The sequence below is a fragment of the Shimia sp. R11_0 genome, from assembly GCF_017744035.1.
Lineage (GTDB): Bacteria > Pseudomonadota > Alphaproteobacteria > Rhodobacterales > Rhodobacteraceae > Shimia > Shimia marina.
Genome location: NZ_JAGHQY010000012.1, coordinates 1 through 25,665, shown reverse-complemented (window position 1 = coordinate 25,665; position 25,665 = coordinate 1). Strand labels below are relative to the sequence as shown.

At 54.8% G+C, this 25,665-nt stretch carries 18 protein-coding genes; 15 read left to right on the top strand and 3 right to left on the bottom strand.

Annotated features, from left to right (window positions below; translation table 11 throughout):
• Positions 1-281: 281 nt before the first annotated feature.
• The 5 genes from J7382_RS18725 to J7382_RS18705 all read left to right on the top strand — a co-directional run bounded on the left by J7382_RS18725 (position 282) and on the right by J7382_RS18705 (position 4,567).
• Positions 282-860: a hypothetical protein gene (locus J7382_RS18725; RefSeq protein ID WP_209070507.1), complete on the top strand. Its 579-nt coding sequence runs from the start codon at positions 282-284 to the stop codon at positions 858-860.
• 273 nt (positions 861-1,133) lie between these two features.
• Positions 1,134-1,361, top strand: a complete 228-nt coding sequence (locus J7382_RS18720; protein ID WP_209070506.1) for a hypothetical protein — start codon at positions 1,134-1,136, stop codon at positions 1,359-1,361.
• A 166-nt stretch (positions 1,362-1,527) separates the two neighbouring features.
• A complete protein-coding gene (locus J7382_RS18715) occupies positions 1,528-2,127 on the top strand; it encodes a hypothetical protein (protein WP_209070505.1) in 600 nt (199 codons plus the stop codon).
• A 261-nt stretch (positions 2,128-2,388) separates the two neighbouring features.
• The gene (locus tag J7382_RS18710) at positions 2,389-3,624 is read left to right on the top strand and encodes an MFS transporter (RefSeq protein ID WP_209070504.1); all 1,236 of its coding nucleotides are present in this window, start codon (positions 2,389-2,391) and stop codon (positions 3,622-3,624) included.
• A 253-nt stretch (positions 3,625-3,877) separates the two neighbouring features.
• A complete protein-coding gene (locus J7382_RS18705; protein ID WP_209070503.1) occupies positions 3,878-4,567 on the top strand; it encodes a Crp/Fnr family transcriptional regulator in 690 nt (229 codons plus the stop codon).
• A 305-nt stretch (positions 4,568-4,872) separates the two neighbouring features.
• Here J7382_RS18705 and J7382_RS18700 read toward each other — a convergent pair whose 3' ends face one another.
• A complete protein-coding gene (locus tag J7382_RS18700; protein ID WP_209070566.1) occupies positions 4,873-5,148 on the bottom strand; it encodes a hypothetical protein in 276 nt (91 codons plus the stop codon).
• Between the two features lie 280 nt (positions 5,149-5,428).
• Between J7382_RS18700 and J7382_RS18695 the strand changes: the two genes are divergently transcribed.
• The 9 genes from J7382_RS18695 (at position 5,429) to J7382_RS18655 (ending at position 23,316) form a co-directional block, all read left to right on the top strand.
• A complete protein-coding gene (locus J7382_RS18695) occupies positions 5,429-12,541 on the top strand; it encodes a Calx-beta domain-containing protein (RefSeq protein WP_247745115.1) in 7,113 nt (2,370 codons plus the stop codon).
• A 103-nt stretch (positions 12,542-12,644) separates the two neighbouring features.
• Positions 12,645-13,535: a class I SAM-dependent methyltransferase gene (locus J7382_RS18690; protein ID WP_209070501.1), complete on the top strand. Its 891-nt coding sequence runs from the start codon at positions 12,645-12,647 to the stop codon at positions 13,533-13,535.
• Between the two features lie 3 nt (positions 13,536-13,538).
• Positions 13,539-14,504 (top strand): cyclic nucleotide-binding domain-containing protein, encoded by a 966-nt coding sequence (locus J7382_RS18685; RefSeq protein WP_209070500.1) that lies wholly within the window; start codon positions 13,539-13,541, stop codon positions 14,502-14,504.
• Between the two features lie 103 nt (positions 14,505-14,607).
• A complete protein-coding gene (locus J7382_RS18680; protein ID WP_209070499.1) occupies positions 14,608-16,785 on the top strand; it encodes an adenylate/guanylate cyclase domain-containing protein in 2,178 nt (725 codons plus the stop codon).
• Positions 16,778-17,485 carry a 50S ribosomal protein L11 methyltransferase gene (locus J7382_RS18675; RefSeq protein ID WP_209070498.1) on the top strand — a complete coding sequence of 236 codons (708 nt, stop codon included), beginning with the start codon at positions 16,778-16,780 and terminating at the stop codon, positions 17,483-17,485. The genes J7382_RS18680 and J7382_RS18675 overlap by 8 nt, the downstream gene beginning before the upstream one ends.
• Complete coding sequence (locus J7382_RS18670) at positions 17,482-19,155, top strand: transporter substrate-binding domain-containing protein (RefSeq protein WP_209070497.1); 1,674 nt, start codon at positions 17,482-17,484, stop codon at positions 19,153-19,155. The genes J7382_RS18675 and J7382_RS18670 overlap by 4 nt, the downstream gene beginning before the upstream one ends.
• Positions 19,152-19,769, top strand: coding sequence for a hypothetical protein (locus tag J7382_RS18665; RefSeq protein ID WP_209070496.1), 618 nt, complete (start codon positions 19,152-19,154; stop codon positions 19,767-19,769). Before J7382_RS18670 ends, J7382_RS18665 begins: the two co-directional genes overlap by 4 nt.
• 176 nt (positions 19,770-19,945) lie before the next feature.
• Positions 19,946-20,950, top strand: coding sequence for a hypothetical protein (locus tag J7382_RS18660; RefSeq protein ID WP_209070495.1), 1,005 nt, complete (start codon positions 19,946-19,948; stop codon positions 20,948-20,950).
• 248 nt (positions 20,951-21,198) lie between these two features.
• Positions 21,199-23,316: a SulP family inorganic anion transporter gene (locus J7382_RS18655; RefSeq protein WP_209070494.1), complete on the top strand. Its 2,118-nt coding sequence runs from the start codon at positions 21,199-21,201 to the stop codon at positions 23,314-23,316.
• A 131-nt stretch (positions 23,317-23,447) separates the two neighbouring features.
• Here J7382_RS18655 and J7382_RS18650 read toward each other — a convergent pair whose 3' ends face one another.
• On the bottom strand, positions 23,448-23,930 hold the full coding sequence (locus J7382_RS18650; RefSeq protein ID WP_209070493.1) for a YHS domain-containing (seleno)protein: 483 nt from the start codon (positions 23,928-23,930) through the stop codon (positions 23,448-23,450).
• A gap of 212 nt (positions 23,931-24,142) precedes the next feature.
• Between J7382_RS18650 and J7382_RS18645 the strand changes: the two genes are divergently transcribed.
• Complete coding sequence (locus tag J7382_RS18645; protein WP_209070492.1) at positions 24,143-25,081, top strand: AraC family transcriptional regulator; 939 nt, start codon at positions 24,143-24,145, stop codon at positions 25,079-25,081.
• Between the two features lie 10 nt (positions 25,082-25,091).
• Here the strand turns inward: J7382_RS18645 and J7382_RS18640 are convergent.
• The coding region (locus J7382_RS18640; protein WP_209070491.1) for a hypothetical protein at positions 25,092-25,665 on the bottom strand (574 nt) is incomplete at its 5' end.

Genomic DNA, 25,665 nt, shown 5'->3' with positions numbered 1-25,665 from the left:
TCAGGGGAACTAAGAGCGGCATGCGCCCAAACTTCATGGCCGCTGGGCAGGCGATGACGATACAGGCTCCAAGAGGTTTCCTCTTTGGGCGGCACCGCTCTGAGCATTCCTGAAACTTAAATGCCTGCGAGGCCAACACCGGGGGGGGGGTGTTTTGAAGGGTGAGATCATGTATTTCCCGCATGAGGAAAACCTTACCCTTATCAATAAGCGCTGGCGTGATTTGGGATGCATGTTAACACGTCTAAGCATTGCGACTCTATGCGCGAAGACCATTGACGATGACGACCTCTGCCGGCGATCTAACATTCCGCATAGCGCGAAGCGTCGCGGATCTGCTTCGCATCGTGGATTTTGCACGGGTAGTGCGATGTTTTCATCAGGCTAGGCTGGGAGTGTTGCTTTGCCAGGTTTTTGCTGAATTTTTAAAGGGGCTAACGTTGATTTTTTCTGTTTTTTGGAGAGTACGTGCGATTAGACCCGTGTTTAAGAGGATTAAGTTTGTTTCACTTTATTTGTTTTGTGCGGAGATATCGGGGTTAGGGTTTCTGCCAGCTTTTTGCGTGGTCGCTCTGATTTCGGTTGTCATTAGAGCCACAGGGTGGTGCGTCTCAAAAATTTTATTTTTCCATTCGGCTATTGATGCGGGTGTATTTTCGTTTCTTGCGGCTTTTGGCATTGGTGGCTTCACTATCCTAAGTAATTTATTGGGAATAATTGCGTTCGATTGCGTGATATTTGCGGCTGGCTCTGGCCGTTTTTTTGGCGTTGCAGGGGGCAATCGAAGCAAAATGAACCCTCCTGTGTTCTCGCGGTTTTTAAACCAACTGAAGGAAGATATAAATGTCCCCCAAGACTAAGCTAAAACCCGATTTGGGTGATTTCGATTTTTGTGGAAGTTCTGATGGGCATAGCTTTGGCATAGGGTCAAAACCCATTGATTTTCCGCGCCGCTGCTAAAACATTAATGATCCTAGAGAATTTTCCCGACATTGTAATTCTTGCGCATGCAGCAAGTGCGTGAAAGACTAAGCAGGGCGTAGCGGATGGGGTTTGAATTTGTGTAGGGGGGATTATGTCAAACAGATTTAGTTTTGTCCCGACCCGAGTAGTGACTAATTGGAGGGCTTAAAGTGAACCGTGCCATGCTCAACGAGTTTTGGATGGAAATTAGAACGGCGTTTCTTTTTTTGATTTTAATGTGGGGTGTTGTCGGCCTGACATTGCTTTTCTTGGGCGAGGAGAGTCTTGATGCCCGTCAGTACGCAAGAGGAAAGTTTTTGTTCTTTATTTTGTGCCCTGTTGCAGTGATCGCAACCGTCTGGGATGGATTTAAAAGAGTATTTAAAAAATATAACTGAGTATGCTGCAATGAATTATTTAAATTGAATCGATTGACGGTTTTTCTTCCGTCTGGTGTGATGTTTCCGATACTCGTGCCAAGATCCCCTGCGGGGATCCTGGAACATTGATTTTTTCTCTTCGTTGCTAAAACCCCAGTGGGCCATGACCTTAAAGTTACACTTAATGCTGTTCACGTTTCTCGCACTTATTCTTATGGGGGCAGCTTGTCACGCGTCAGAAATGGATCTGAAAGGGCAGCTGGAAGAAATTTTTTATGAAATGACATATCAAGGTGTCAGCGTGACGGGCTGCCAAATAGTGGTTTCTCGCGAGTTTTCCTCTTCCGATATGAGCTATCAGCCTAGAACTGTAGTTAAGTATGTTGATTTGAGTACATTGGACTTCGCCCGCATGGATTTGACCGTGGAGAAGATGCCGGGTAGCGACCTGTTTGGCTTTCACATCCCTTCTATTGATGGGTGGCCTGAACCTGCAGATCTCAATGAGATGAGTAATCTTCTGAAGAAAAATTTTCCAGAAAGCGATTGGCCTTTTGATATTGTTGCACGCCCAGACACCTCAACTATGAGTGAGCAAAGCAATTTTTTGCTTCGGGAATATCCTCGATTTCGCAATCTGAATCGGGTGGAAGTTACCACAAAATTTGGCATTGGTATCCGGCCAGAGGCAACGGTCTTGTTCTCACACCCATCAATGTTGTTGTTGAGAAGGTTGCACGACCTGATTGAGGTGTATGCAGCGTCTGCAGACTGCGTAAACTAGATTTCCTGTCTCACATACCTGATGGCGAAAACGTTACGACAGCTTTCAGTCCGCGTTGTTGACCTCTGAGGGCGTCGACGGGTAAGCGCTTGTGTCAGCGAAAAGTCGGGGATGGCTGACGCAAATTTTTCTGAAACTATCGCAATATCGTGCGTATTTTCCATTTCCAGTTGGACAGTTCGTCCGCCTAAAGAGGATGGGCAGCACATGCTCTGCGGTGCCGCTTTGGGGGAGTGTCGCGGCCAGAAGTGAAGGGACACCATGAGTCTTCTAGTCAGGCTGCTGCCTGGTTTCTTTGGATCATCCAGGCTGGATGCCAGCATGTGGGCGGGGCTTGTTGGGCTTTACATTGCCCAGGCGATCCCGATGTATCTGGTGATCGCCGCCTTGCCCCCCATCCTGAGGTCGCAGGGTGTCGATCTTTCGGTCATTGGCGGAGTGGTTCTCTTGGCTCTGCCGAAGATTCTGAAACCGCTCTGGGCCCCCTACATTGATCGCCTGTCGCGACATGAGAGAATTGGTCGAAAGGGCATTGTTTTATGTACACAGTCCATTGTCCTGCTGGCCATCGTGGCCGCGTCGCAGCTGGATCCGGTTGCTGACCTTGGCATTTTGCTCTCCCTTCTGATGGTGACGGCCTTCGCTTTGTCGACACAAAATATTGCGACGGATGGATATGCCGTCGAGCATTTGCCAGTGGCGCATCAGGCCGCCGGCACCGCTGTCCAAAGCGGCGCGGCCGCCGTTGGCGTTCTTGTTGGCGGATCAGGCAGTTTGCTTCTGTACGATGCCTTTGGTTGGGAAATTGCGGTGCTGAGCATCGGTCTGGTTTCCTTTGCGTCGGTGTCGCTGTTCCTTACGGTGCCGGAGGCGCTCGGCAAACGGGATGCGGCAGACATCCATCAGAAACCGAGCCTGCGTCAATTTTTCAACCGCTCAGGTGCGCTTGCGATCTTGGCGTTTGCACTGATCTTTCGCCTGCCCGAAGGGGCGATCAGGGCACTGGAACAACCCTTTCTGGTCGATGCAGGACTCTCTCTGTCAATGATCGGTGTGGTGACCGGCGGATCTGCCGCGGTTGTTGGCCTTCTGGGGGCCTATCTGGGCATGGTCGTCATTCGTCGATTTGGGTTGGTGGCGTTCTTTATCACATTTGTCGTCGCGCGGTCCTTGGTGCTTGCAGCCTTTGGAGCCGCAGCCATGTACGGTCTGCCGCATGAGATTTTAATTGTCTTGTCTGTGACAAGCACGTTCCTGCGATATGTTGGCCTTGTGGGCGTGTTCACGACGTTCATGCGCTATGCCTCCCTGTCACAGGCGGGAACAGATTTTACGGTGCTCTCTAGTGCGACTTTGCTGATTTACATGACGGGTTCCGTGGCGTCAGGTGTCGCGGCACAAGCAGCGGATTACGCCATTGTGTTTTGGCTGGCCTGTGGGGTCTCTATTATCACGGGAAGCATCGCAATTCGCCTTCTGAAGCGCGTGAACTTTTAAAGCTCCGTGCCTTGAAGTTCGGCTGAAAGCCATCAGGTTGGAGAGAATATGGGGGATCTTGCTGCTTACATAGCCGACATGGAGAAGGGAAAAGAAGCACCTCTCGCGCTCTTGGCCTTTCTGTCGCAATGTCCATAGGATAGCCCTGCCAGAGAAGAGGGGCGCTATGATACGCTTCCAGGAAATCTGGCGTGGCGCGAACCTTTTCGCATGCATGAATGAGCGGCTGACAAGACTAAGGGAATGTCGAAAAATGACGGGTCTGTTTGACCATGGAAGCCTTCGGTTTCTGGACATGCTCAAGCCTGAAATTCAGGCCGAAATCGCCTCGGTAGAGCGGCGTCGCGCCTATGATGACGGTCATATGATTCATTCACGTGGTGATGATGGCAACCGGTTGATGATTGTGCGCTCCGGGGCTGTGAGGGTGGGCCGGGTTAATTCGAATGGTCGCGAGACCATTCTGGCGGTCCTGGGGCCGGGTCATTTCATGGGCATCATGGGCGTGTTGACTGGACGCGCGCGCAATCAGAACGCAGTTGCCGTTGGAGAGACAACAATCGGCTATGTGCAAAAGGCCGATTTTATGGCGCTGATGGAGAAATATCCGGAGATTGCCAGCGCTGCTTTGCCGATCACATTGAATCGTTTGAATGTCGCGCTGAACATGCTGGATGATCTGCGTCTGCTGCCTTTACCGGCTTATACGGCGGTTATGCTGTTGAATATGCATGACGCCTCAGAGGTGCGCGGCGTTGTGCATTGGAGCCAATCGGAGATTGCAGTTGCTGTTGGTGCCTCCCGGGTTTCTGTTGGCAAGGCGCTCAAGAAGCTGGAGGGAGAGGGGCTGATCGCGCTGAAATACGGCGCTATCGAGATCCCAGACGTTGACGCGCTTTCTGAATGGATTGATGCCGCCAGAGCCGATCACCTATCGTACTAATCGCTGCTTTCAATTAAAGTTGATCTGCTCAGTCCTTTGTTTCCGAGCCCACGGTAGTGAACGGCACAAGGCGTTGTGATCAAAAAATAATAACGCTGTCTGAGCGCTAACAGAAAATTAACGCGGTGTGCCGTGATTGCTAAGTTCTTGGCATTCTTACGCGCACACGGCGCGTATAGCCCTCCATTGAACCTCTCTCCACCGGCCTGACGGACGTGCCTGTCTGCGCCGGCGTCGGGTTTAGGACTGCTTCTATGCTGGCCCGATCTTGAGAGGAGGTATTGGGACTATACGTGAAGGAGCCGTCACATGGATGCGGTTAAATTTGTCTGCGAAAATGTCAGATCCATTGTGTCCAAATGGTGTTTCGCGTCGTGCAGACAGAAGATCTCATCTCGGACATGCCCCTCAAACACTTTGCGTAACCGGTTGTCTGGGCTGGCCTTGTGGATGTCGCTAGCCCTCTTAGGGATGATGACAACAACACCTGCCGCACAGGCACAGATCACCGCATCGGTCAGCAATCCAAGTGTGGTCGAAGGGGCCGCGGGTACGACGACAAACATGGCATTCCAAATCACGTTGTCCGAACCTGCTCCGGCAGGTGGTTTGATCGTTCAATACACTGTGGGGCCAGGCGACGGAACCAGAAGGCAAGGCAGAGCGGATGGGAGTGACTTCAGGGCACCTGGTGGCAGAAGAGAGCTATCGTTCTCTGAAGGCGCAACGAGCACAACCTTAAACATCCCCGTCAGAGGCGACAATATTGTTGAGAGCGACGAACAGTTGCTCCTGACCTTGACTAGAGCCTTCGGTGCGGTCTCTCAGATCCCTCTTGGTGTATCGGGCATTGGTGTCATCATGAACGATGACACGGCGGGGGTCACATTGACCACGCTCTCGAGCCCTGAGGATGATTTCCAAGTTTCAGCAGTGCTTGACAGCCCTGTTCAAGGTGGTTTCAGCCTCATTCTCGATAACAGAAGCGGTACGGCCACCTTGTTCGACGATTATGAGGACTTCGTTGTTGAGCTGGAGTTTGAGGGTACCGCAGGGGAAATTCAGCGTCTTCCAATCAGAGTGCTCCCGGACGCTGCCCCAGAACGGGATGAGACTTTTGTTCTTAGAATGAGAGTAATTCCTCGCAATAACCTATCCTCAACTTCAGAAGTTGGCATCCTCAACCCCGCTAATGTCACACTGACACGACAACAGACCCTAACGATCCTCAATGATGATTTTGTTGAGATTTCGGTCGATGATCCCACTGTGAGCGAGGGGAATTCGGGAACGACAAACCTTAGCTTTGAAGTTTCACTGTCCGCACTCGCCCCGGCGGGTGGCGTCAGCTTGGACTATGCCACATCTCCTGGGGGTAGAGACACCGGCACCGGAGCAGGCTCATCGGATTTCACTCCGCAGACTGGCCAGATCACATTTCCCGCAAACACAACAACCCAGCGTGTAACTGTCCTTGTGCTCGGCGACAACATCGTTGAGCCGGATGAAGTTTTGACGCTGACACTGTCCAATCCGCTCGGCACAGCCACCTCGATCGCCGATGGAACCGGAATTGGCACGATCGTGAATGATGACACAGCGACGGTAACCGCGGTTGATAAGACCGTCGAAGAGAGAAGTGGCGACAGGCGTGGCACCGTCACCATAGATTACCGGTTGAACACCCCTGTTCAAGGCGGCTTTACGATCAATGGTTTTCAGATTGTGAACCAGACCACCGACGACAATGACCATACTGGCTTTGTCGGATCCCCTGATCCCGCTGTTGCGTCTTTGGAGTTTGCGGGCACTGCTGGTGAAGTGCAATCTTTAAGGATTGGAGTTTCGGACGACCCTTTTTTGGAAGCGGATGAAACATTAATCATTGTAGCAGGTGTTCTGCAAAGCGATGACGGTATTGATCTCAGCGACATTGCCATATCCGACCCCGTCGCCTTGACCATCCGCAATGACGATTTTGCCAACCTTGACGTCTACGATGCAAATGTCGTCGAAGGGGATTCTGGCACAACTGACCTGGTGTTTGAAATCGAACTGGATGCAGCTGGGCCTCAGGAAGACGTTATAATATCTTACAGGACTGCCGACGGCGATCAGAGTGACAGGGCCGCGAGCGGCACAAGCCCAAGCAGCCAAAACACAGGTGATTATACGCCGGCGACCGGGACTGCCACGATTGATTTTGGTGATACCAAGATATACGTGCGTGTGCCTGTTCATGGCGACGATATGGTCGAGGCAGATGAAACGCTGCAATTGATCGTCACAGATGTTGTTGGGAGCGGCGTCGTACTTAGAGATGGGCTCGGCATCGGCACGATCGAAAACGATGATCGCGCGTCGATCTCCGCGTCTTCTGTGTCTGTCCTTGAGGATGCGGGGGAAGCCGCCGTCGCCTACCGCTTGGACAACCCGGTTCAAGGCGGTTTTGCGATCAATGATTTTCAGATCGTAAATCAGACCACCGACGCAAATGACCAGAGGGGTTTTGTCGGCTCCGCCACTCCAAATGCGGCGTCGTTAGAATTTGTGGGGACTCCGGGTGAAGTGCAGTTCCTCACAGTTGGGATCACAGACGATTCTGTACCGGAAGTAGATGAAACACTGCGGCTTGAGCCGGGTGTTTTACAGCTCAACAATGCCCAGATTGGTGCGGGTGTTGTTGCCGCCCCCTTGGCCGCAATTGTGACCATCCGAAATGATGACGTCTTGCCAAATATCTCGGTCAGTGATGTCAGTCAGGATGAAGGCTCAGGCGGGGGCTTTACAGATTTCCGCTTTGAGGTGCGGTTGGATGCGCCATTTGCTCAGACAGTGACGGTGGACTATGCCACATCCGGCGATCCGGCGTTGGCAGGGGATTACGAGACCACAACCGGCACGCTGACCTTTGCGCCCGGTGATGTCAGTCAATCTGTTCTCGTACGCGTGAGGGGAGATGCGCTTGACGAAGATGACGAAACCTTCGATCTGGTACTGGAAAACCCGGTCAATGGCATTCTCGCTGATGCGACTGGTGTTGCCACGATCGTCAATGATGATCTGGCAAACCAACCAAGCTTCAAAGATGTGCCCTCGATCACTGTCCTTGAAGGGCTTGGTGGGACTTCCCCTATAGAGATACCTGTTGAGCTGAGCCATGTATCAGGGCGCGCAATTACGGTGGAATACGAGATCCGGGACGGCACCGCGCGCAGGAACGAAGACTATACCGTTGATTTGCCGCAGGGCAGGCTGCGGTTTGATCCCGGTGAGACATCCAAACGGGTCACTCTTGCGCTTCGCGGTGATATTCTCGCGGAAGGGGATGAAAGATTCACGATTGTATTTTCTGACCCTGAAAACGCCACCCTACCAAACAATGCGGTTTCGACAGTTACCATCGAGAATGACGATACCGTGAGATTCACCATCGCAGATGTTTCCGTACCCGAAGATGTGGGGGACTTTACTTCTGAATATGTGCGTGTGGAAAACGACTTTGTCGGAGTTATTGAGGTGGAGGTCGAAAGCGCGGATGGCACCGCGACAGTGGCAGATTCCGACTATACCCCTATACGTGAGAGAGCGAGGTTCGTGGACGGTTTTGCCCGTGAGAGTCGCTTCTTTTTCATAAGTCCGACGCCGGATAGCAAGGTCGAGGCAGATGAGACCATTTTGCTGGGTCTGAAAGTGGTCTCTTCGTCAGTGATCAATCTTGACGATATCGACGTCACCGACGGCGCAATTCTAACGCTTTTGAATGATGACAGGATCAGCCTTTCGGTCGACAGCCCCACTGTTTCCGAAGATGCCGGTGTGATGAGCTTCACCGTCAGCCTGACCGAGCCTGCTCCAGCAGGGGGGGTGAGTTTTGATTTCACCACCAGGGGCGACTCGGCATCGGCTGGTGCAGATTATGTCCACGTTGATGACAGACTGACGTTCACGGCCGGTCAGCAAACCATGACGGTTGATGTGGACATCGTGAACGAGACTGTCGTTGAAAGCGATGAAACCCTGACGGCAACGCTGTCGAACTTGCTTGGAGAGAATGTCGAGTTGGGCACGTCGGTGGGGACCGGCACCATCACGAATGATGACACCACAACGCTGACGGTTGCGGATATCTCGGGTTTTGAAGACGCGGGGGACATCGCGTTCGAACTGGTCTTGGACACCCCCGTTCAGGGCGGGTTTTCGATCCTTGTCGTCTCGCATTTTGATCTCGAGAATAATGGCGGCGGAGATTATTCTTTCTCGACTGCCCCGCTGCAATTCAGCGGCACGGCAGGAGAGGTGCAGCGCTATACGATCGCTCTCAATGCCGATACTGACCCTGAACCCGATGAAACCTTTCTGATTGGGTTTAGCAGCATTCTACCAAGTGAAGATATCGAAACTGGCGATATCTCTTTTGACGGCACCGCGTCCCTTACGATTCTTGACGATGATACATCCGTTGCGTTTTCAGTAAGTGCCGCTGAGGCGGATGAAGGGGAACCGCTTGAATTCTCGGTCTATTTGTCCGGGCCAGTGCCCGACGGTGGTGCAACGGTAAACTATACCCTGAAGTCCCAAACTGCTGAACTCGGTGCCGATTTTGCTCCGACAAGCGGCGTCTTGCAGTTCAATGGCGGCACGCAGACGCAATCCGTTTCCGTGGATGTTGTCGACGACGCGCAGGTCGAAGCGGATGAGACGCTGATTTTGGAACTGTCTAATCCCACGGGCACACGCGTCGAGATAAGCAAAAGCACCGCCTTTGGAACGATCAGAAATGACGATACGGCCACACTGGCGGTCGCCGATGTGACCGGGAACGAAGATGACGGCCCGATAACTGTTTCGCTCATGCTGAATAATCCGGTCGATGGCGGGTTTACTGTGGATGCGACAACTGCAGATGGCAGCGCAACAGCGGGGGCAGATTATACCGCGCTGCGCCAGACACTGGCATTTGCGGGTACTGCAGGAGAGCTGCAGACTTTTGCGTTGATACCAACGGTTGATGATCTGGCAGAGGCGGATGAGACTGTCTCAATCACCCTCGAAAATGTGGTTGCTGCCACTGTCGCCGCCGATGATTTTGACCTGAGTGACACCGCGACGGTCACCCTGTCTAACGATGACGCCCCTCCAACACTGACCTTGACCGATGTCCAAGACTTCGAAGAGGCAGACCAAACAGCAATTGTGAGTGTCAATTTGGATGCCGCTTCAGGTCTCCCGATCCGTTTTGCGTGGTCAACAGCTCAAAACTCTGCGTCTGCCGATGATGATTATACAGCGATCACACAGCAATCAGTCACAATCGCACCGGGTGCGACGTCGGCTGAGCTGCGCATCCCTTTAATTGACGATGACATAGAAGAGGGTAGGGAGTCTTTCTTTGTTCAACTGAGCAATGTGACGAATGCGGTGGCACCCATCACTGAGGCTGAGGTTTTCATTAACGCCAGCGATATTGCACGCCCCCGGCTTCAGTCTGTTGCGCGCGAGACTCCTACCGACCAGCGCACAAATGCAGACACTCTGGTGTTCCGCGCGACCTTTTCTGAGAACGTTCGCAATGTCGATGTCGCTGATTTCGTTGTCCGGGGGACAACCGGGAACGTCACGAATGTGCAACGCCTCTCAGACAGCGTGTATGCAATCACCGTCTCTGGCGGCGATCTGGCCAACGTGAATGGAACCGTTGGTCTGGAGCTGGTCTCGGGTGCGACAGTGATCGATTTTGCCGGGGCTCCTGTGATCGTGACCGCACCGTCGTCAATCAATGAGCAGTATACATTGGACAACGTCGCGCCAGCGCCGCTCTTTTCCGCAGATACTGGCCCCTTTGCTGGCCCGTTCCCTGTCACGCTGGTTTTTGAGGAACCCATGACGGGGGTTGAGGCCGGTGATATTGTGGTCGGCAATGGCTCCGTGCGGGATCTTTCTACGCCCGATAACATGACTTTCCTGTTCAATGTCGCGCCTGACAGCGATGGTATGGTCAGCGTGGATTTCCCGGTCGGGGCTGCGTTGGATTTGGCCCAGAACCCCAATACAGCCGCCCCTCGTCTCAGCCGAGAGGTTGACGCAACCGCACCTTCGGTGACGATCACGGCGCTGGCGGTTTTCGCCAATGCCCCGTTTGATGTGGCGATCCGGTTTTCGGAGGCTGTGGATGGGTTTGAGCAGGCAGACCTTGTCGTGAACAACGGCGCGGTGTCTGCATTCTCTACCACTGACAATATAACCTTCGCCGCGACTATTACGCCGACATCCTCAGGATCGATAACGGTTGAGGTGCCTGCCTCTGTGGCGCAAGATTCCGTTGGCAACGTCAACACAGCCTCCCAGCCCTTGGTGGTGGACCGCGATACAACTGCGCCAACCGCAACATTTGGCGGGCCGAATGGGGCGACGGGACGAGATTTTTCCGTCTCCCTTGTGTTCTCTGAAGTTGTCCAGGGGTTGGACACGTCAGAAATTCAGGTGACCAATGGCACGCTGCTCTCTGTGCGGGCGACCAACGACCAGTCTTTCAGAATGGATCTTCGTGCAGAAAGCCATGGAGAAGTGATCATATCGCTGGCTGCGGGGGCTGTGGCAGATGCGGCTGGCAATGTGCTGAACCAAGAGCTCACGCTCTCCGTTTTTGCCGATCTGGAATCGCCTGTCATTGCCTTCAATGCCTCAGAAGATGAGGTTGTGATGGGGGCCTTTGCGCTGAGCATAACGGCCAGCGAAGATCTTCTTGACCTGACCGAAGACCTCTTTGAGGTCACCGGTGGCACGCTCATTGCAGGCAGCTTAACGGGTGCCGGTGCGCAGTATAGCGTGACCGTTGAACCGAATATGCGCGAAGCGATTAGGGTTGTGCTGCCCGCTGGTGTGGTGCGTGACCTTGTGGGCAACCCAACAGCACAAGCCTCGACTTTTTCTGCACAGGTTGGCAGCCCAGAGGCGGAGTTCACGGCCAAGCGGATCGAAATCATCGGTGTGGTGCAACAGGAGGCCTTACGCCGTCTGACAAATGGCATGAGTTCAAACACCGGCATGATGGACCGCGCGCTGGATCGGTTCATCGGGGTCACGCGCACTCCAGACTTGGTGACGCGAGACATTCCATTCGATGTGGATGGTCAGATCTCATTGGGGGCTGATCAGCCGCTGGAGACAGCAGGCTCGTTCTTCGGACAGACCGTGCTGCACAATAACGCGATCCGCACAGCTTTGGGGCAGTTTGACGTAGCCCTTGATGACGATGACAATTGGACGGCGCAGCTTTCAGGGCGCGTGACTTACGAACATGCGGTCTCGGAGAGAACACGCTGGGCCTATTTCCTAGGCGGCAGCCTGAGTGTCAGTGACATCACGGGCGATTTTGCAGGTGATGCCGACAGTGTCGGTCTGATTGCTGGCGGATATGGGATGGCACAGTTGTCTGAACACCTGTTTGCCGATGGCTATGCCGCTCTCGAATATACCTATACCGACATTGGATTTGCTGACGATACTTTGGATCTGGAAGGCAGCTATGGTGCGTTCTCCTACTACGCAGGGGGAAGGCTGTCCGGGAGTATCTTCACCCGGTCAGGCATCGAGTTGCGCCCGCAATTGGCGGTGGACTATGGCTGGGCTGAACTTGGGGTGTTGGGGTTCAGGGCGGATGCATTCGGGACCAGTGGCTTTGTCCGGGATGACTTCGGCACAGTCTCCGTCCTTGACCTCAGCTTTACGCCCGAAATTGTCATCCCCCTGAATATTGTCGAGGGGCGCGCGACCTTCAGCCTTAATCCTGAAGTCATCTGTCGTCGTACCACCGGTGTCTCAGGACAGTCGGATTGTGGCTCCGGTATTGGCTTTGATGTGAGCGGTCAAAGTGCGGATGGCCGCACGCGGTATGGGGTGAGCATCGATGCCGAAGACGTCGGAAGTATCAGTCAGTCCTCCGGGCAATTTTTCGTGGAGGTACAGTTTTGATGCGTCAGTCAGACCTCTGGAAGACCACATCCTCGCCTGCTTTCAGATCGGTGCTCCGCGCTGGTTTGCTGCTCCAGTGGGGCAAGCGGAAAGTGAGTGACGCATGAAAAACAATCGTGCGAGTCAAACCGCCTATACGGTGCTGCAAGGTGTGGTCCACACCGGAAGACAGCAAGCCACCAAAAGCTTGGTGTCGCCAGAAAAGATGGCTGCCTGCCTGACGATCCTGAACAGTTCTGGGGAAGGGCGCAGGCGGTTGCGCCAGTTGGAAAATCCGGTGCTTTCGGCGGGTCTATTGCTCCTTCAGCGCCTTCTGATGCCGGGGATTGCACGCCATTATGTAACCCGAAAATTGGCAATCGAAGAGTATGTTCGCTCCAGCATTGCCGGTGGTGCCAAACAGGTGGTGAGCATCGGCGCGGGCTTTGATACGCTGATGTATGAGCTGAGCGGCACGCATCCGTCGCTCACCTGTATCGAGCTGGATCACCCGGCGACTTCCCAGCAAAAACGTCTTGCGTTTGCTTCTGAGGCGCCGGCCAACCTGCATCTGTATCCGGTAGATCTCTCCACCACGTCACTTGTGGAGACTTTGGCGCAGACCCCGGCATTTGATCCCGATGCGCGCACCTGTTTTATCTGTGAAGGCGTGTTGATGTATCTCGCCCCGGCGGATGTTGAAAACCTATTTGCTGCGCTCACAGAAGTGACATCCGCACAGTTGCAGTTTGTTTTCACCGCAGCGCCTGAAATCAGCAGCCCCAACACCAATGCCACGTGGCTGTTGAAACGGTATCTGCACCGCCTCGGTGAGCCATTGAAGTGGACCATCGAGAAAGAGGACATTCATGCGTTTCTCGCGTCTCAGGGCTATGGCGCCACGCAGGTTCTGGATGGCCGCGACATGCGGGGCCAATACTTGCCGCACCTTCCCAGCGGCCCCTTTCACCTTGGCGAGTTTGTGGTTGCTTGCGCGCCACTTCATAGGGAGTGACACATGCCCTTTCGTATTCAGCATGCACAGGACGAACGGCAAATCGATCAGGTGTTTCGCCTGCGCCATCAGGTCTTTTGTCAGGAAGAAGGTTTGCTTCATGCGGAGGGCGCACAGCAGCACTTACTAGACAAGTATGATGCCTACCCATCCTCACGGTTGTTTGTGGCCTTGGACGATGCGGATCGGGTGATTGGCAGCGTGCGCGTCACGCTTGATAACCCTGCTGGGATGCCGGCGGATGATTATTTCGATTTCCGCACCCATGCACCTCAAAACAGTCGGTTTATGAGCGTGGGCATGCTCTGCGTGGCGAAAGCCCACCGCAGCGCGATGGTGGCAAATGGGTTGCTGATGATGTGCGGCTACTTCGCTTTGGCCAAGCAGGTCGACTACATCTGTGTGCCGCTCAATCCAATGCTTGGGGGGGTGCTCCAGCGTATCGGGGCCAAGCAGTTGACCGAAGATCTGCAGGCCGCGCCCAACGTGAAAGAGGGCTTTCTACCCTACCTGCTGAATGTCGAAGACATGCACGAAACCTACGCAGAGTTTGCACGGCAGAACATCACCCACAACATGATTGAGTCGTTTGAGTGTATGCTTTTTGAGGAAGGTGAGCAGATCATTCAAAAAGACGCTGTTGGCGACTGTGCATATTTGATCGTCAATGGTTCTGTTGCTGTGATGCATCCTGCCACATCTCAGCCCCTGGTCGCGCTGTCTGAGGGTGACGTGTTTGGCGAGCTTGCGCTGTTTTCTTCCGACAACTTGCGCACGGCCGATGTGTTTGCCTCATCAATGACGCGGGTCATGGTGTTGCCCAAAAGGGCTTTGCTGGAGCACATCAAGACCTCCCCAGAAGCTGGTCTCAATCTGTTGAGTGTCATGAGCCAACGTATGAAGTCTGTCTTTCACCATGGGATAGGTGACGATGCCATCGCCGCACAGCATTCCGGTATCACGCTATGAGTGTGTTTAGCCCGTGGCGGGGAAGCGGCCTTCTGACATCCAAACAACAAAGAAGACCAGACGGCGAGGAACAGCACGTGACCGCAGACCAGGGCAGATTGTCATGCAGCATATAAGCCAAGATCACGCCGGCGCCGCCTCCAATATCGGCGAGCAGGGCCGCTTTTTGTTTCCGCTCAAGGCCACCATCCTTGCGGTGTTCTTTCTCACAACCGTGCCGTTTTTGGTGGCCATCATTCAGATCAATTATCAATCCAGCGACCGTGTTGTGCGGGCTCATGCGACTGAGATGGTGGAACGGTTCAGGAATGAAACGATCCGCGAGGTGGAATCTGAACTGGAGACGCTGAAATCACTGATTGCCACAGCCGCGGAACTGGGGCGGCAAGCGCCGGATGTGTTCACCGACAGCCGCGCCCTGAATTACTTTTTTACCACGCTGAACCACAGTGGAACGCTGTTGAATGCCTATGTCGGCACGGAAGACGGGGCCTTTCGGCAAGCGCGGCGCATTGATGATCTCGGTGCCGAAATCCACGGGCGTATGCCACCTGAGGGTGCCGAATACGCCTATCGGTTGGTGGAGCCGGGCAAAGCGACACCAACACATGATCGATATATCTTCCTTGATGCAGACCAGAAGGTTCTTGGGGAAATCTCCGCAATTAGCCAATATGATCCACGTCGGCGGCCTTGGTATAATTTGGCCGCAGATGCAGGGCAGGCGGTGATTACGGATCCAGAGCTGTTCTGGGCGTTTGGCCTGATCGGTTTTACCGTCGCCGAGCCTTACATGATCGACGGAGAGCGCATCGGTGTGGTGGCGGCTGATGTGACCCTTGATCGCTTTTCACAGTATCTCGCGGACAAACCGGTCAGCTCTAACAGTTTGAGCTATTTGCTGGATGAGCGCGGCTTGGTGCTTGCCGCATCAGACAGGATGACACATTTCGGGCGCGATAATGAGCAGGTCGCCCTGTCCCATATCGCAGATGTCGAAAATCGGGTTGTCTCGACAGCATACAGTCAACGCCATGGAAACCAGCAAGAAGAGGCCGTCAGTTTTACCTATGATGGTCAGGAGTACATTGTTGCCTTATCGTCTTTTCAGGAGAATTTGGGCAAGCCATGGCGCCTGATGGTGATCACGCCGCTCAGCGATTTTACGGCAGGGTTTAACAAGAGCAACCGTCAGATGCTGACCCTCGGATTGGCGGCAATCGCAATTCAATTGACGATCATAACGATCGTTGCCGGGCTTGTGGCCTCGCCATTGCAACGTCTGGCGCGCAAAGTGGCATGTATCCAGTCGCTGGAAAGCGCGGCGGATATTCCGGTCGTCCGATCTCGGGTCCGTGAAGTTGCGGCTCTCTCACAGGCAATTGAGACGCTGGACATGGCGGTGCAGGCTTTTGCACGGTTTGTCCCAGTGGCTTTGGTGCGACAATTGCTTAAATCGGACCAAAAGCTGGAGCTCGGAGGGCAAAGCCGTTTCCTGACAATCCTGTTTTGCGATGTCGAGGCGTTCTCGACACTCGCGGAACGTATTGCTGCCAGAGACCTGCTCGAACGCGTCTCCGCGTTGCTCGGCGTTGTGACCGAACAGGTGCATCGGGAAAAGGGCACCATTGACAAATTTGTGGGTGATGGGGTGATGGCCTTCTGGGGGGCGCCCGCGCCGCTGGACAATCACGCGTTCCACGCCTGTGTCGCAGCGCTGGCCATTCAGCAGGATCTTGAAAAGCTCAATCAGACATGGCGGAGTAACGAAGCGCCTGAGATGCGCTTGCGGGTCGGCATCCATTCGGATGTGGTTTTGGTGGGGAATGTCGGGTCACGCGAACGTATGAGCTATACCGTCTTGGGGGATGGCGTGAACATCGCGGCCCGTCTGGAAGGGTGCAACAAACTCTTTGGAACGGGCATTTGCATTAGCCACGATACCTTCCGCGAAGCAGGCGATCAGCTCTGCGTGCGCCCCATCGACGAGGTGCAAGTCAAAGGGCGCCGCGCGCTGGTTACGATTTATGAGTTGTTGGGCGCCCATGGAGTGGGTGCGGGTTTTGAACCCTCAGAGGAAACTTTGGAGATCGCGAAGCTGACGCGGCAGGCCTTTGATGCGATGGTCGCTGGCGATCACAGCATGGCGTTGTCGATCTATCGCGATGTCCTGGCCAGACGACCGGATGATCCGGTCGCAAGCGCGCATGTCAAACGCCTGCAAAATCACGCGGACACACCGCCCCATGCGACCCAGACTGATGAGGCCGGACATGCTTGATCGGGACAACGTAGAAATCTCAAATCGCTTTCGCCCCAGCGACTACACGGCCGCGCTTATTCAATGTCTGCTGGCGGATCAGAGGCAGGCCAAATGGGCCCGCGTGCTGGAGGTTGGCTGCGGCAGTGGGGTTCTGCTGTCCGCCGCTGGTGCGGCAGGGGCGGCGCAATTGACTGGTGTGGATATTGAGGCAGACGCCGTTGCGGCAACAACCCGTTTGCTGGACCACAACGGCCATGCTGCGATCAGCGATATTCACGAGGGTGAGATGTTTGCACCGGTGCGCAATCGCCGGTTTGATCTGGTGTTAGCCAATCTTCCTCATTTTCCCATGAATCCTGCTGCGATTGATGGACGGTTGCCGTCATGGAGCGCGGGGGGGGCAGATGGGCGCAAACTACTGGACAGCTTCCTTGACAATCTGTCGCCGCATCTGGCGTCAGGGGGGCGAGCGCTTGTGGCACATAATGTCTTTATTGGCCTCGATACCACCAAGGTCAAAGCTGCCAAGCTGGGGTTGTCTGTGCGTGTGATAGACAGCCTGTTTGTGCCGCTGCCGCAAGAAAAGTTGGCCGTGATGACGCCTGATATCCTGAAGCGTGAAACCGGACATTCCATACATCGGTTTGGCTGTTATGCCTTCGGTGAAGTGGCTGTCCTCTCCCTTGCGCATGCGTCGTCCCCCGGAGACTATACATGATCCGTATGATCCTTTGCGCCATGGCCGTATGCGGGATGGCTTGGAGTTGGGCCGCACCTGCGGGTGCCGAAACGCCAGACACAGCCCTCCAATCGTTGCTCAACGGTGCAAGAGCACAGCTTCCCGCAGCCTGCGAGGACCAAGAGGCGGATCGCCTGATCCGAATTTTATGTTCTGGTCAAATGCGCACCGGGGTGCGCGGACACTATCCACTGTTTGCAACGCGCAACGCGGATCGCACGGATCGGATTGGCTATGACACCGATGTTGCGCGTGCCATTGCCATGCGGCTCGGTGTGAAGCCGGAATGGGTGCATGTGCGTGCCGCAACCCGGATTTCCTCTCTGGCCGAAGACAGCGTCGATGTTGTGATTGCCACGATGGGGCACAACACGCGGCGCGACAGTCAGGCGCGTTTTATCCGTCCGCATTATTATCGCTCTGAAACCATCGTGGTCGGACCACGTGAGATCGATGTATCGGCGATGGCGGATCTCGCAGGCAGGCGAATCTGTACCACCATCGGGAACTATGCAAACTCTCATCTGGTTTCACAGGGCCTTCGGCTGATGCTGTTTGAAGACGCCGGGCGCCTGCCCAAGGCGCTGGATGAAAAGGTCTGCAGCCTTGTTGCGCATGATGACAGTTTCCTGGCCTCATATCTGGCAGAGCCATCCTTTGGGGTACGGTTTGAACCAAAATTCGGGTTTGACCCGGTGCCTTGGGGCATGGCGGTGGCACAGAGTGGCACCGATGATCTGGCGCGGGTACTACAACTGATCAGCCAGATTATGCACCGCGATGGAGAGTTTCTGGATCTCGCGCGCAAACATGGGATTTTCACGCAGTTTCTGGAGGAACAGCATGCGCTCTGGAAAAGTCCTACCTGTTTAACGGTTGCGGCGCTTGATGACGCCACCTGTATTCTGCCTGCGCTTGATGCAACCCCTCCGCCCACGGCCTTTGCGGATAAGGTCGAGGCGGCTCAAGACTGGATGAGAACCTGTTTTGGCGTTGCACCGGCCTTGCCGATGCTTTCCAGCCAGCCCGCGTTTGACCTCTTTGTAGCGGGCATTGTGAATTCCATTGTGCTTGTCATCGGCGCGCTTCTGGCCACACTGTTTTTTGCCTTGGGGATCGGCTTTCTTGCGGCGCTCCCAAATCGTTTGGCGCGTTTTCTGAGTTGGTGCATGGTGACGATCTTACAGTCCTCACCCGTGATACTGACGCTGGTGGTTGCCGCCGCCGCCGCCAGCGCGATCTTCACCTATTCTGCCACTGTGGCGCTTGGATCGGCGATTGTGGCGCTGGGATTGATGAATGGATGTAACGCAGGTCAGGCCATCGGCGAGGCCGCTGACAGCCTGCGCCAAGACGGGCATCATGGCACAGGGTTTAGCCTGTCTCTTTATCGGGCGGCAGTCGTGCGTTCACTGTCTCAACTTCTGTCGTTTCTGGTCAACGCAGCAAAGGGAACACCGGTTGCGAGCTTCACCGGCGCCCCTGAGCTTTTGAGCGCCCTCACGGACATCACATCTTTCGCGGCGGGCCGGGCGACGACCTACTCTCTGGTTCTGGTGTTTTATGTCGCTGTGGTCTTCTGCGTGGTCTGGGCCTGCGAGGCGATACGCAAACATGTGGTTTCACAAACTCAGGAGAAACGGCCATGACCACTCTGACCGAAGTGATGGCCTCAGGCTATCTGACAGAGTTGCTGGGCGGAATGCTGGTCAATTTCCAGATTTCGACCCTGGCCTTGATCCTTGGTCTGGTGTTGGGTGTTCTGCTGTTGCTCGCGGCCTCCACCCGCCCGCGTTTGGTGACCCCTCTGATTGGTCTGATGCGCGCCGCGCCCACTTTTGTGGTGATGTTCTTTCTTCTGAACACAGTGCCGCGTCAGTTTCAGGTGTTTGGGGTTGAGAGGGTGCTGTCTCCTGAGTGGATTGTGGCACTGTCGCTGGTGCCCTATGCGGCCTCTTATATCGTCGACAATGGCAAAGCCGCGCTAGAAGGGTTGCGGCATGGTTCCCGTTCAGCCGCCCTACTGTTTCTGCCCAATCTTGTACGCGCCTTTACCGTTCTTGTGATGTCATCCAGTGCCGGTGTGGCCATCGGTGTGAATGAAGGTGTTGCCGTTGTCCTGCGCGTGGCCGAAACCCATGCGTCTTTTGGCGATCAGATGCTGATCTACGCAATCGGCGTGGCCGCCTTTGGCATCGTCTTTCAAATCGGCTTTGCCTGTGTGCGCGTGATGATGCGCCTGCTGCAAACCCCAAGTGGGTGAACAATTTTTCCGACATTCTCCTGAGATTGATAAGTCCTTAGCTTTCTTGTCTACGCGCAGCGCGTACAGCCTAGAGCACATCCCAGCCCGTTGGGCGCCTGGGTCAATTTGAATTCTTCCGCCGAGGACTCGCAATGCATCTGATGGGGCTACGTTTTTGCCTGATACTTGTTTCTGTGCTTTTTCCAACAATCGCAGGGGCACATATTAAGTGGTTCTATCCTTACGATCTCTCAGAAGCCCCCAGAAACATGGGCGAGGTGCTGAACCCGGAGTTTGCGGCGCTCTATGTGCTCTCCATTGTTTGTATATACGTTTTCTTTTTCATTGATCGGCTGTGGTACCGAAACAGATTTCTGGATGGGCTGCTGGGCGACTTGGTTGTCTCTCAGGCCTCTGCCGCGTGGATCATACGGGGCGCGACGGCCTTTCTTTTTGTGATGCTGTTTTTCTATGGGTTGCAAAATCAGGCGCTCTTCCTGACGCCCGAGCTTCACACCGATCTGCCCTACGTGAAATGGGCGCAACTTGCGATGGTTCTGGCCGTGTTCTGGCGCGTCACCACCCCCATCGCGGGCTTTGGAATTCTGGCGCTATATGCCATTTCGATCCACTATTACGGCATCTATCATCTGATCGACTACATGTTCTTTTTGGGGCTGGCCGTCTTTCTGATCCTTTTGCCGCTTCAAAGTGATCGCTGGACACGCATTCGATATGTCACCTTATTTGCCAGCACAGGTCTGACGATAGGGTGGGGTGCCATCGAGAAGTTCGCCTACCCGCAATGGACGTATCCTTTGTTGCACGATCAGCCCTTTCTCTTGATGGGGATGGAGCCGGGATTTTACATGACGCTGGCTGGATTTGTGGAATTCAACCTTGCATTCATCCTGCTGTCATCCGCCTCTGTTGCGTCGCGTATGTTGGCGCTGTTTCTGAACTCGGTGTTTATGCTGGCCATTTACATGTTCGGGCTGATCGATGCTGTCGGGCACGCAATCATTATTGCTGTGCTGGTGGTGTTGGCTGTGCGGGGGCCAACGTCGGCGCGGTACTTCTTGCTGCTGCCCTCCAAAACCCTTTGGACCGAAGCGTATTTCATGACCGGCCTCTATATTCTCATGCTGAACTGCCTGTTCTTGGCCTACTACGGATTTTACTATCTCCTACTAGGCTAGGGGGCTAGGTAGAGGGCGAGAATTGGTCAAAGTGTCGGAAGAGCTGCGCGCCTATGAAAAATGCAGCTTCTGCGAAAAACCATCTCCCTGCCTGAGAATGCCAAATACTTAGCATTCTTAAGGGCGCCCAATCAGTATTGATGCTTCAGCATGCCATCTTGCAGCTGGGTTTTTCGTTGAGCCAAGAGGGCAATGAAGATGGTTGGGAGTGTCTGGCTCCGGTGGCGCAAAACTAGGAGCATGATACTTTGACTTCTCCAGTGCAGCTCTGCATCAGTGTGTTTTTCACAGCACTCGTTGCAGCAGCGTTTTCTATTTCTTTCGCAACCATTGTGTATCGGGGCGATCTCGCAGTTTTCCTCACGCAGGGGATTGGCCTTGCCCTCCTGGGGACTGTGACAATCGGCTTGGTGGGTGCAGTTTCGCTGTCTTTTAGAGGCTCCATTCTGGGACCGCAGGATGTGCCGGCGATTTTACTGGCCAGCGGGGCTGCGGCCATTATGGCGGAAAGCTCCGTTGCACCTGATGCGCTTTACGCGACAATCGCCTGTTTGATTGCCATCACGTCTATCACCACAGGGGTTATGGGTGTCATCATGGGCAAGCTCAGGCTCGCGCATGTGACACGCTTCTTCCCATATCCTGTCTTGGCGGGCTTTTTGGCGACAACCGGCCTATTTCTGTTGCGGGGTGGTCTCGAACTCACGCTGGGGGATGCCTATAGTGGGCACCCTGTCGAGTTTCTGCTGTCAGAGAACGCACAGCGCTGGCTGGTTGCTTTTGTGTTTGCTGTTGTTATCTGCGTTACCACGCGGGTTGTTTCCAGATCGTTTGTCCTGCCGGTGATGCTGACGCTGACACTGGTGGGGCTCTATGGGTTTTACGCGACGCAGGGCCATGATCTACATACGCTGAGAGCGGCCGGCCTGTTGCTCGGGCCGTTCCAATCTGGTGGGTTCTACGGCTCGGTTGAGCCTGCGCTGGTGTTTCAGGCGGATTGGGGCGTCATTCTGGCCAACGCGCCTTTGATTTTAACGGTGGCGCTTTCTGCATTGATTGGCATGACGCTCAACGCCTCAGGTCTTGAGTTGGAACTTAATCGTGATTTTGACCTCAATCAGGAAGCGCGCGGTGCAGGGCTGGCCAATATCCTGTCCGGTGTCGTCGGCGGAATTCCGGGCTATCATTTTGTGGGGCAAACCATGCTAGCCAATCGCCTCGGCTTGCAGGGAGCTTTGGCGGGGATCAGCGCGGCGGGGGGCTGCGCGCTGCTGTTTTTGTTCGGTGGGGCGTTGCTAAACGCGCTGCCAATCGCGTTTTTTGCATCGGTGATCGCCTATCTCGGTTTGGATCTGCTCTATTGCTGGCTGTGGGTTGAGCGTAAGAGACTGGGGCGTATGGACTACGCGATTGTCCTTGCCATTCCGTTCAGCGCGCTCGCCTTTGGCTTCTTGTCGGCGATCGCCTTGGGCCTCCTTCTCTGCGCAGCTATTTTCATTTTTGAATATAGCCGCCTGAGCATTGTAAGAGCCGAGCGTGACCTCTCCATGCGGCGCTCGCGGGTGGAAAGGCCAAGTTCCGAGCTCATGACGCTGGAACGCGCCAGAGGGACGACAAAAATACTCGAGCTGAACAATTTCATCTTTTTTGTCACCTCTCAGGCCCTGCGCGCCCGCGTGAAAACCTTGCATGCGGGTGGCAACGCTCTGCGATGGATCGTGCTGGATTTCAAAAACGTGACAGGCTTTGACGTCTCCGCGCGCCATATCCTTGACCGCATACAGGAAGACTGTGACCAAGCCGGTGTCACTCTGCTTCTGTCCGGTCTCGATCCCCAGAGGCACACTGGCTCTACCGCTGACAAATGTCGCTCCCTTGATGTCATTCTGGCCGAGATCGAAGATATCGTTCTACGCGAAGCCGCCGCCACAAATTCGGACAAAAGCGCAGATACCGATATCGCGCTTTTCTTCAAATTACCTGAGGTGGCGCGGCGCACGCACACACAGCGGTTTCATCCCGGTGAGACAGTCATGTCGGAAACCTCGCAATCGCGAGATGTCTATCTGCTTGTGTCGGGGCGGTTGAGTGTCGTTTCCTCAAGGGCGCAAGCGGATGCCGTGGTGCTTGCGACCATTCTTCCGGGGGCCGCGGTGGGTGAGATGGCCTACTATACCAAACAGCCTCGCTCGGCCGCCATCATTGCAGAAAGCGCTTCGGAGTTAATCTGTTTGCGCAGTGCAGAGATTGATGAGCTGGCGCACACAGATCCGGAGATCGCCGCGCAGTTCCACCGTTTGGTCGCCCAGAATCTGGCGCTTCGGTTAAGTCGTTCCAACGCACAACTCTTGGCGCTTGAGCATTGATCGCCCCCGATGATCTGTCTCGCTTTGCCTGTATTGCATATGAGCTGAGACAGCCATCAGGCGGGAAGGGCCGTCGCAGGAAAGGCGCTCCGCGCAGAGCGGCGCGCCTCTGAGATGGTGGCTTGCCTCCGTTACAGATCCGCCGCCGCAGTATGCTCGATCTCTTTCCAGGTCTGTGCCGCCTTTGCGATGGTGCCGGCTTTATCCTTCTGGAATGCATTGAAGATGTCTTCGTTCAGGAAGACATAGAGCTTGTCTTCCACAACGGCCGCATAACTCGGATCCCCGTCAAACTTTTTGCCGACGGAGACACCAAAAGTGCAAAAGCCCCCGTTCTGCACAATATAGCGCGCCGGGTTGGCTTCAAAGGTTTGCCGGTTTTCATCACTGGCAAAGTAATACGCCACACCGTCATGAACGGCTGTCTGTGCCGCAGTGCCTTCGATGTTTTGGCCCGCATCCAGAAGTGCCACCGGATCGGCGCCATGCAATCCAAGTGGCGCGCCGGCCGCTGTCAGACCGGGCACGACATTGGTTTCATCTGCGGCCATCGCCGGGCTCATGCTTAGCAAAGCAGTGAGGGCGGCGGCGGCAAGTGGGATCATTCGGTTCATTGTCAAAGTCCTTTCCATAGGTTGCCTCTGACCATCAGAGGGTAAATCTGCCACCAAATGACTGTGCGCCGATTGAGGTGAAGGGCGCTTGCCTGATGGCGATGTCAGTAAATGAGAGAACCGACGGTGCGTTAATGCGGATTCATCCGTATAACTTGTCAGATCGTCCGAAGTAGTGGACTCCAAGTCATGCCTGCGGATAGCCTGAAGCCATGTTGGATCTGCTGAGCGATATTCTCACCCGCCTGTCTTTTCAGGGCACGCTGTACTTTCGGACGTCTTTCACGGAGCCGTGGGGTGTGCGTGTACCGTCCTTTCTCAATGTGGCGCGGTTTCATTTTGCCCACCGCGGGGAGGCATTGGTGCGGGTTGCTGGCGTTGCGGAGCCGGTTGTGTTGGGGCAGGGGGATCTGATTGTGATCCCGCATGGGTCTGCGCATGTGCTGTCCTGCCGGCACACCGGATTTGACGAGGCGCTGCCGCTGGATGATGTCTTGTCCCAATCCGGGTTTCCCGGTCATGGTACATTGGTTTGGGGCGGGGCAGAAAGCCCGCGCGACACACAGTTGATCTGTGGACATTTTGCGTTTGCCGAAGGGGCGCGGCATCTGCTGTTTGATCGCCTGCCTCCTTACATCCATCTGCGAGGATATGGAGAAGAGGCCGGCACTTGGCTGGATGCCACCCTAAAGGTGATTGGTGCCGAAGCTGGCGGCACCCGCCTTGGTGGGGATCTGATTGCCCTGAAAATGTCGGAGGCCATTTTTGCGCAGGCTATTCGCGCATATATTGAACAGACAGGAGACGTATCTCATGGTCTGTCTGGGTTTGCAGACCCTTATCTGGCGCGCGCGCTTGCCGCATTTCATCGCGCTCCCACGCAGGATTGGAGTGTTGCGCGCATGGCGCGGGAGGCAGGGTTGTCGCGTACGAGTTTTGCAGAACGGTTTGTCGACCGGTTGGAGGTCACGCCCATGGCTTATGTCAAATCTTGGCGCATGCAAATTGCGCGCGAGGCTCTGTCTTCTCGCGGGCTTTCTGTGGCCGAAGCCGCAGAAGTCTCCGGTTATGCGTCGGAATCTGCTTTTAGCCGGGTTTTCAAGAAAGAGATGGGCGTATCTCCCGCTGCCTTTCGGCAGGGAGGAGTCTAACGGCGGCCTCTCAAGATGATTGGATTTCTGGACGTTTGAGCGTGTTTTGCGGGGCATCTGAAATTCCACGTCCGAAAAAGCCCGCATAGATTTGGGTCACAAGCAGAGTAGCGCTCTGACCATTCTGACTGAAAGGATCCAAATCATGCGCTTTGTAACCAAAACCCTTCACGCTTGGCTCGACTATCCGGTGGACTTTTCTGGCGCGACGAGCAGGCCATCGCCCGGTGGCGTCAGCTGGAACATCACCGCTCTGTGCAATGTGAAGGCCGTTCAAAGATATTTCATGACTACCGTTTGCGTGTTGCGCAGGTGTCTCGTGACTATGGTCTATCCTCACGAGGGCAGGCGCCGGCAGATTCAGTTGCGTATCATTCCATGGAGGGAGCTGCGGACTGACGGAAGATCGGTGGCATGATGTTTGTGTGACAAGCTTCGGAACGGAACTGTATTCACGTTTTTGATTCTGCCCATTCGCCCCCCTTTTCTGTTGCGTGAATTTGTTTTGTGCGTTCGCATGGTTGCTTGGGTTGATTGTTCTGCTGCTGTGATACTGCCGGGATACTGCTGTGATACCGACGTTG

What these genes read in the sequence shown, in the direction of transcription:
- J7382_RS18725 (WP_209070507.1), top strand. Translation starts at nt 282, where the DNA reads ATGACGACCTCTGCCGGCGATCTAACATTCCGCATAGCGCGAAGCGTC.
- J7382_RS18715 (WP_209070505.1), top strand. Translation starts at nt 1,528, where the DNA reads ATGCTGTTCACGTTTCTCGCACTTATTCTTATGGGGGCAGCTTGTCAC.
- J7382_RS18710 (WP_209070504.1), top strand. Translation starts at nt 2,389, where the DNA reads ATGAGTCTTCTAGTCAGGCTGCTGCCTGGTTTCTTTGGATCATCCAGG.
- J7382_RS18705 (WP_209070503.1), top strand. Translation starts at nt 3,878, where the DNA reads ATGACGGGTCTGTTTGACCATGGAAGCCTTCGGTTTCTGGACATGCTC.
- J7382_RS18695 (WP_247745115.1), top strand. Translation starts at nt 5,429, where the DNA reads ATGAACGATGACACGGCGGGGGTCACATTGACCACGCTCTCGAGCCCT.
- J7382_RS18690 (WP_209070501.1), top strand. Translation starts at nt 12,645, where the DNA reads ATGAAAAACAATCGTGCGAGTCAAACCGCCTATACGGTGCTGCAAGGT.
- J7382_RS18685 (WP_209070500.1), top strand. Translation starts at nt 13,539, where the DNA reads ATGCCCTTTCGTATTCAGCATGCACAGGACGAACGGCAAATCGATCAG.
- J7382_RS18680 (WP_209070499.1), top strand. Translation starts at nt 14,608, where the DNA reads ATGCAGCATATAAGCCAAGATCACGCCGGCGCCGCCTCCAATATCGGC.
- J7382_RS18675 (WP_209070498.1), top strand. Translation starts at nt 16,778, where the DNA reads ATGCTTGATCGGGACAACGTAGAAATCTCAAATCGCTTTCGCCCCAGC.
- J7382_RS18670 (WP_209070497.1), top strand. Translation starts at nt 17,482, where the DNA reads ATGATCCGTATGATCCTTTGCGCCATGGCCGTATGCGGGATGGCTTGG.
- J7382_RS18665 (WP_209070496.1), top strand. Translation starts at nt 19,152, where the DNA reads ATGACCACTCTGACCGAAGTGATGGCCTCAGGCTATCTGACAGAGTTG.
- J7382_RS18650 (WP_209070493.1), bottom strand. Translation starts at nt 23,930, where the DNA reads ATGAACCGAATGATCCCACTTGCCGCCGCCGCCCTCACTGCTTTGCTA.
- J7382_RS18645 (WP_209070492.1), top strand. Translation starts at nt 24,143, where the DNA reads ATGTTGGATCTGCTGAGCGATATTCTCACCCGCCTGTCTTTTCAGGGC.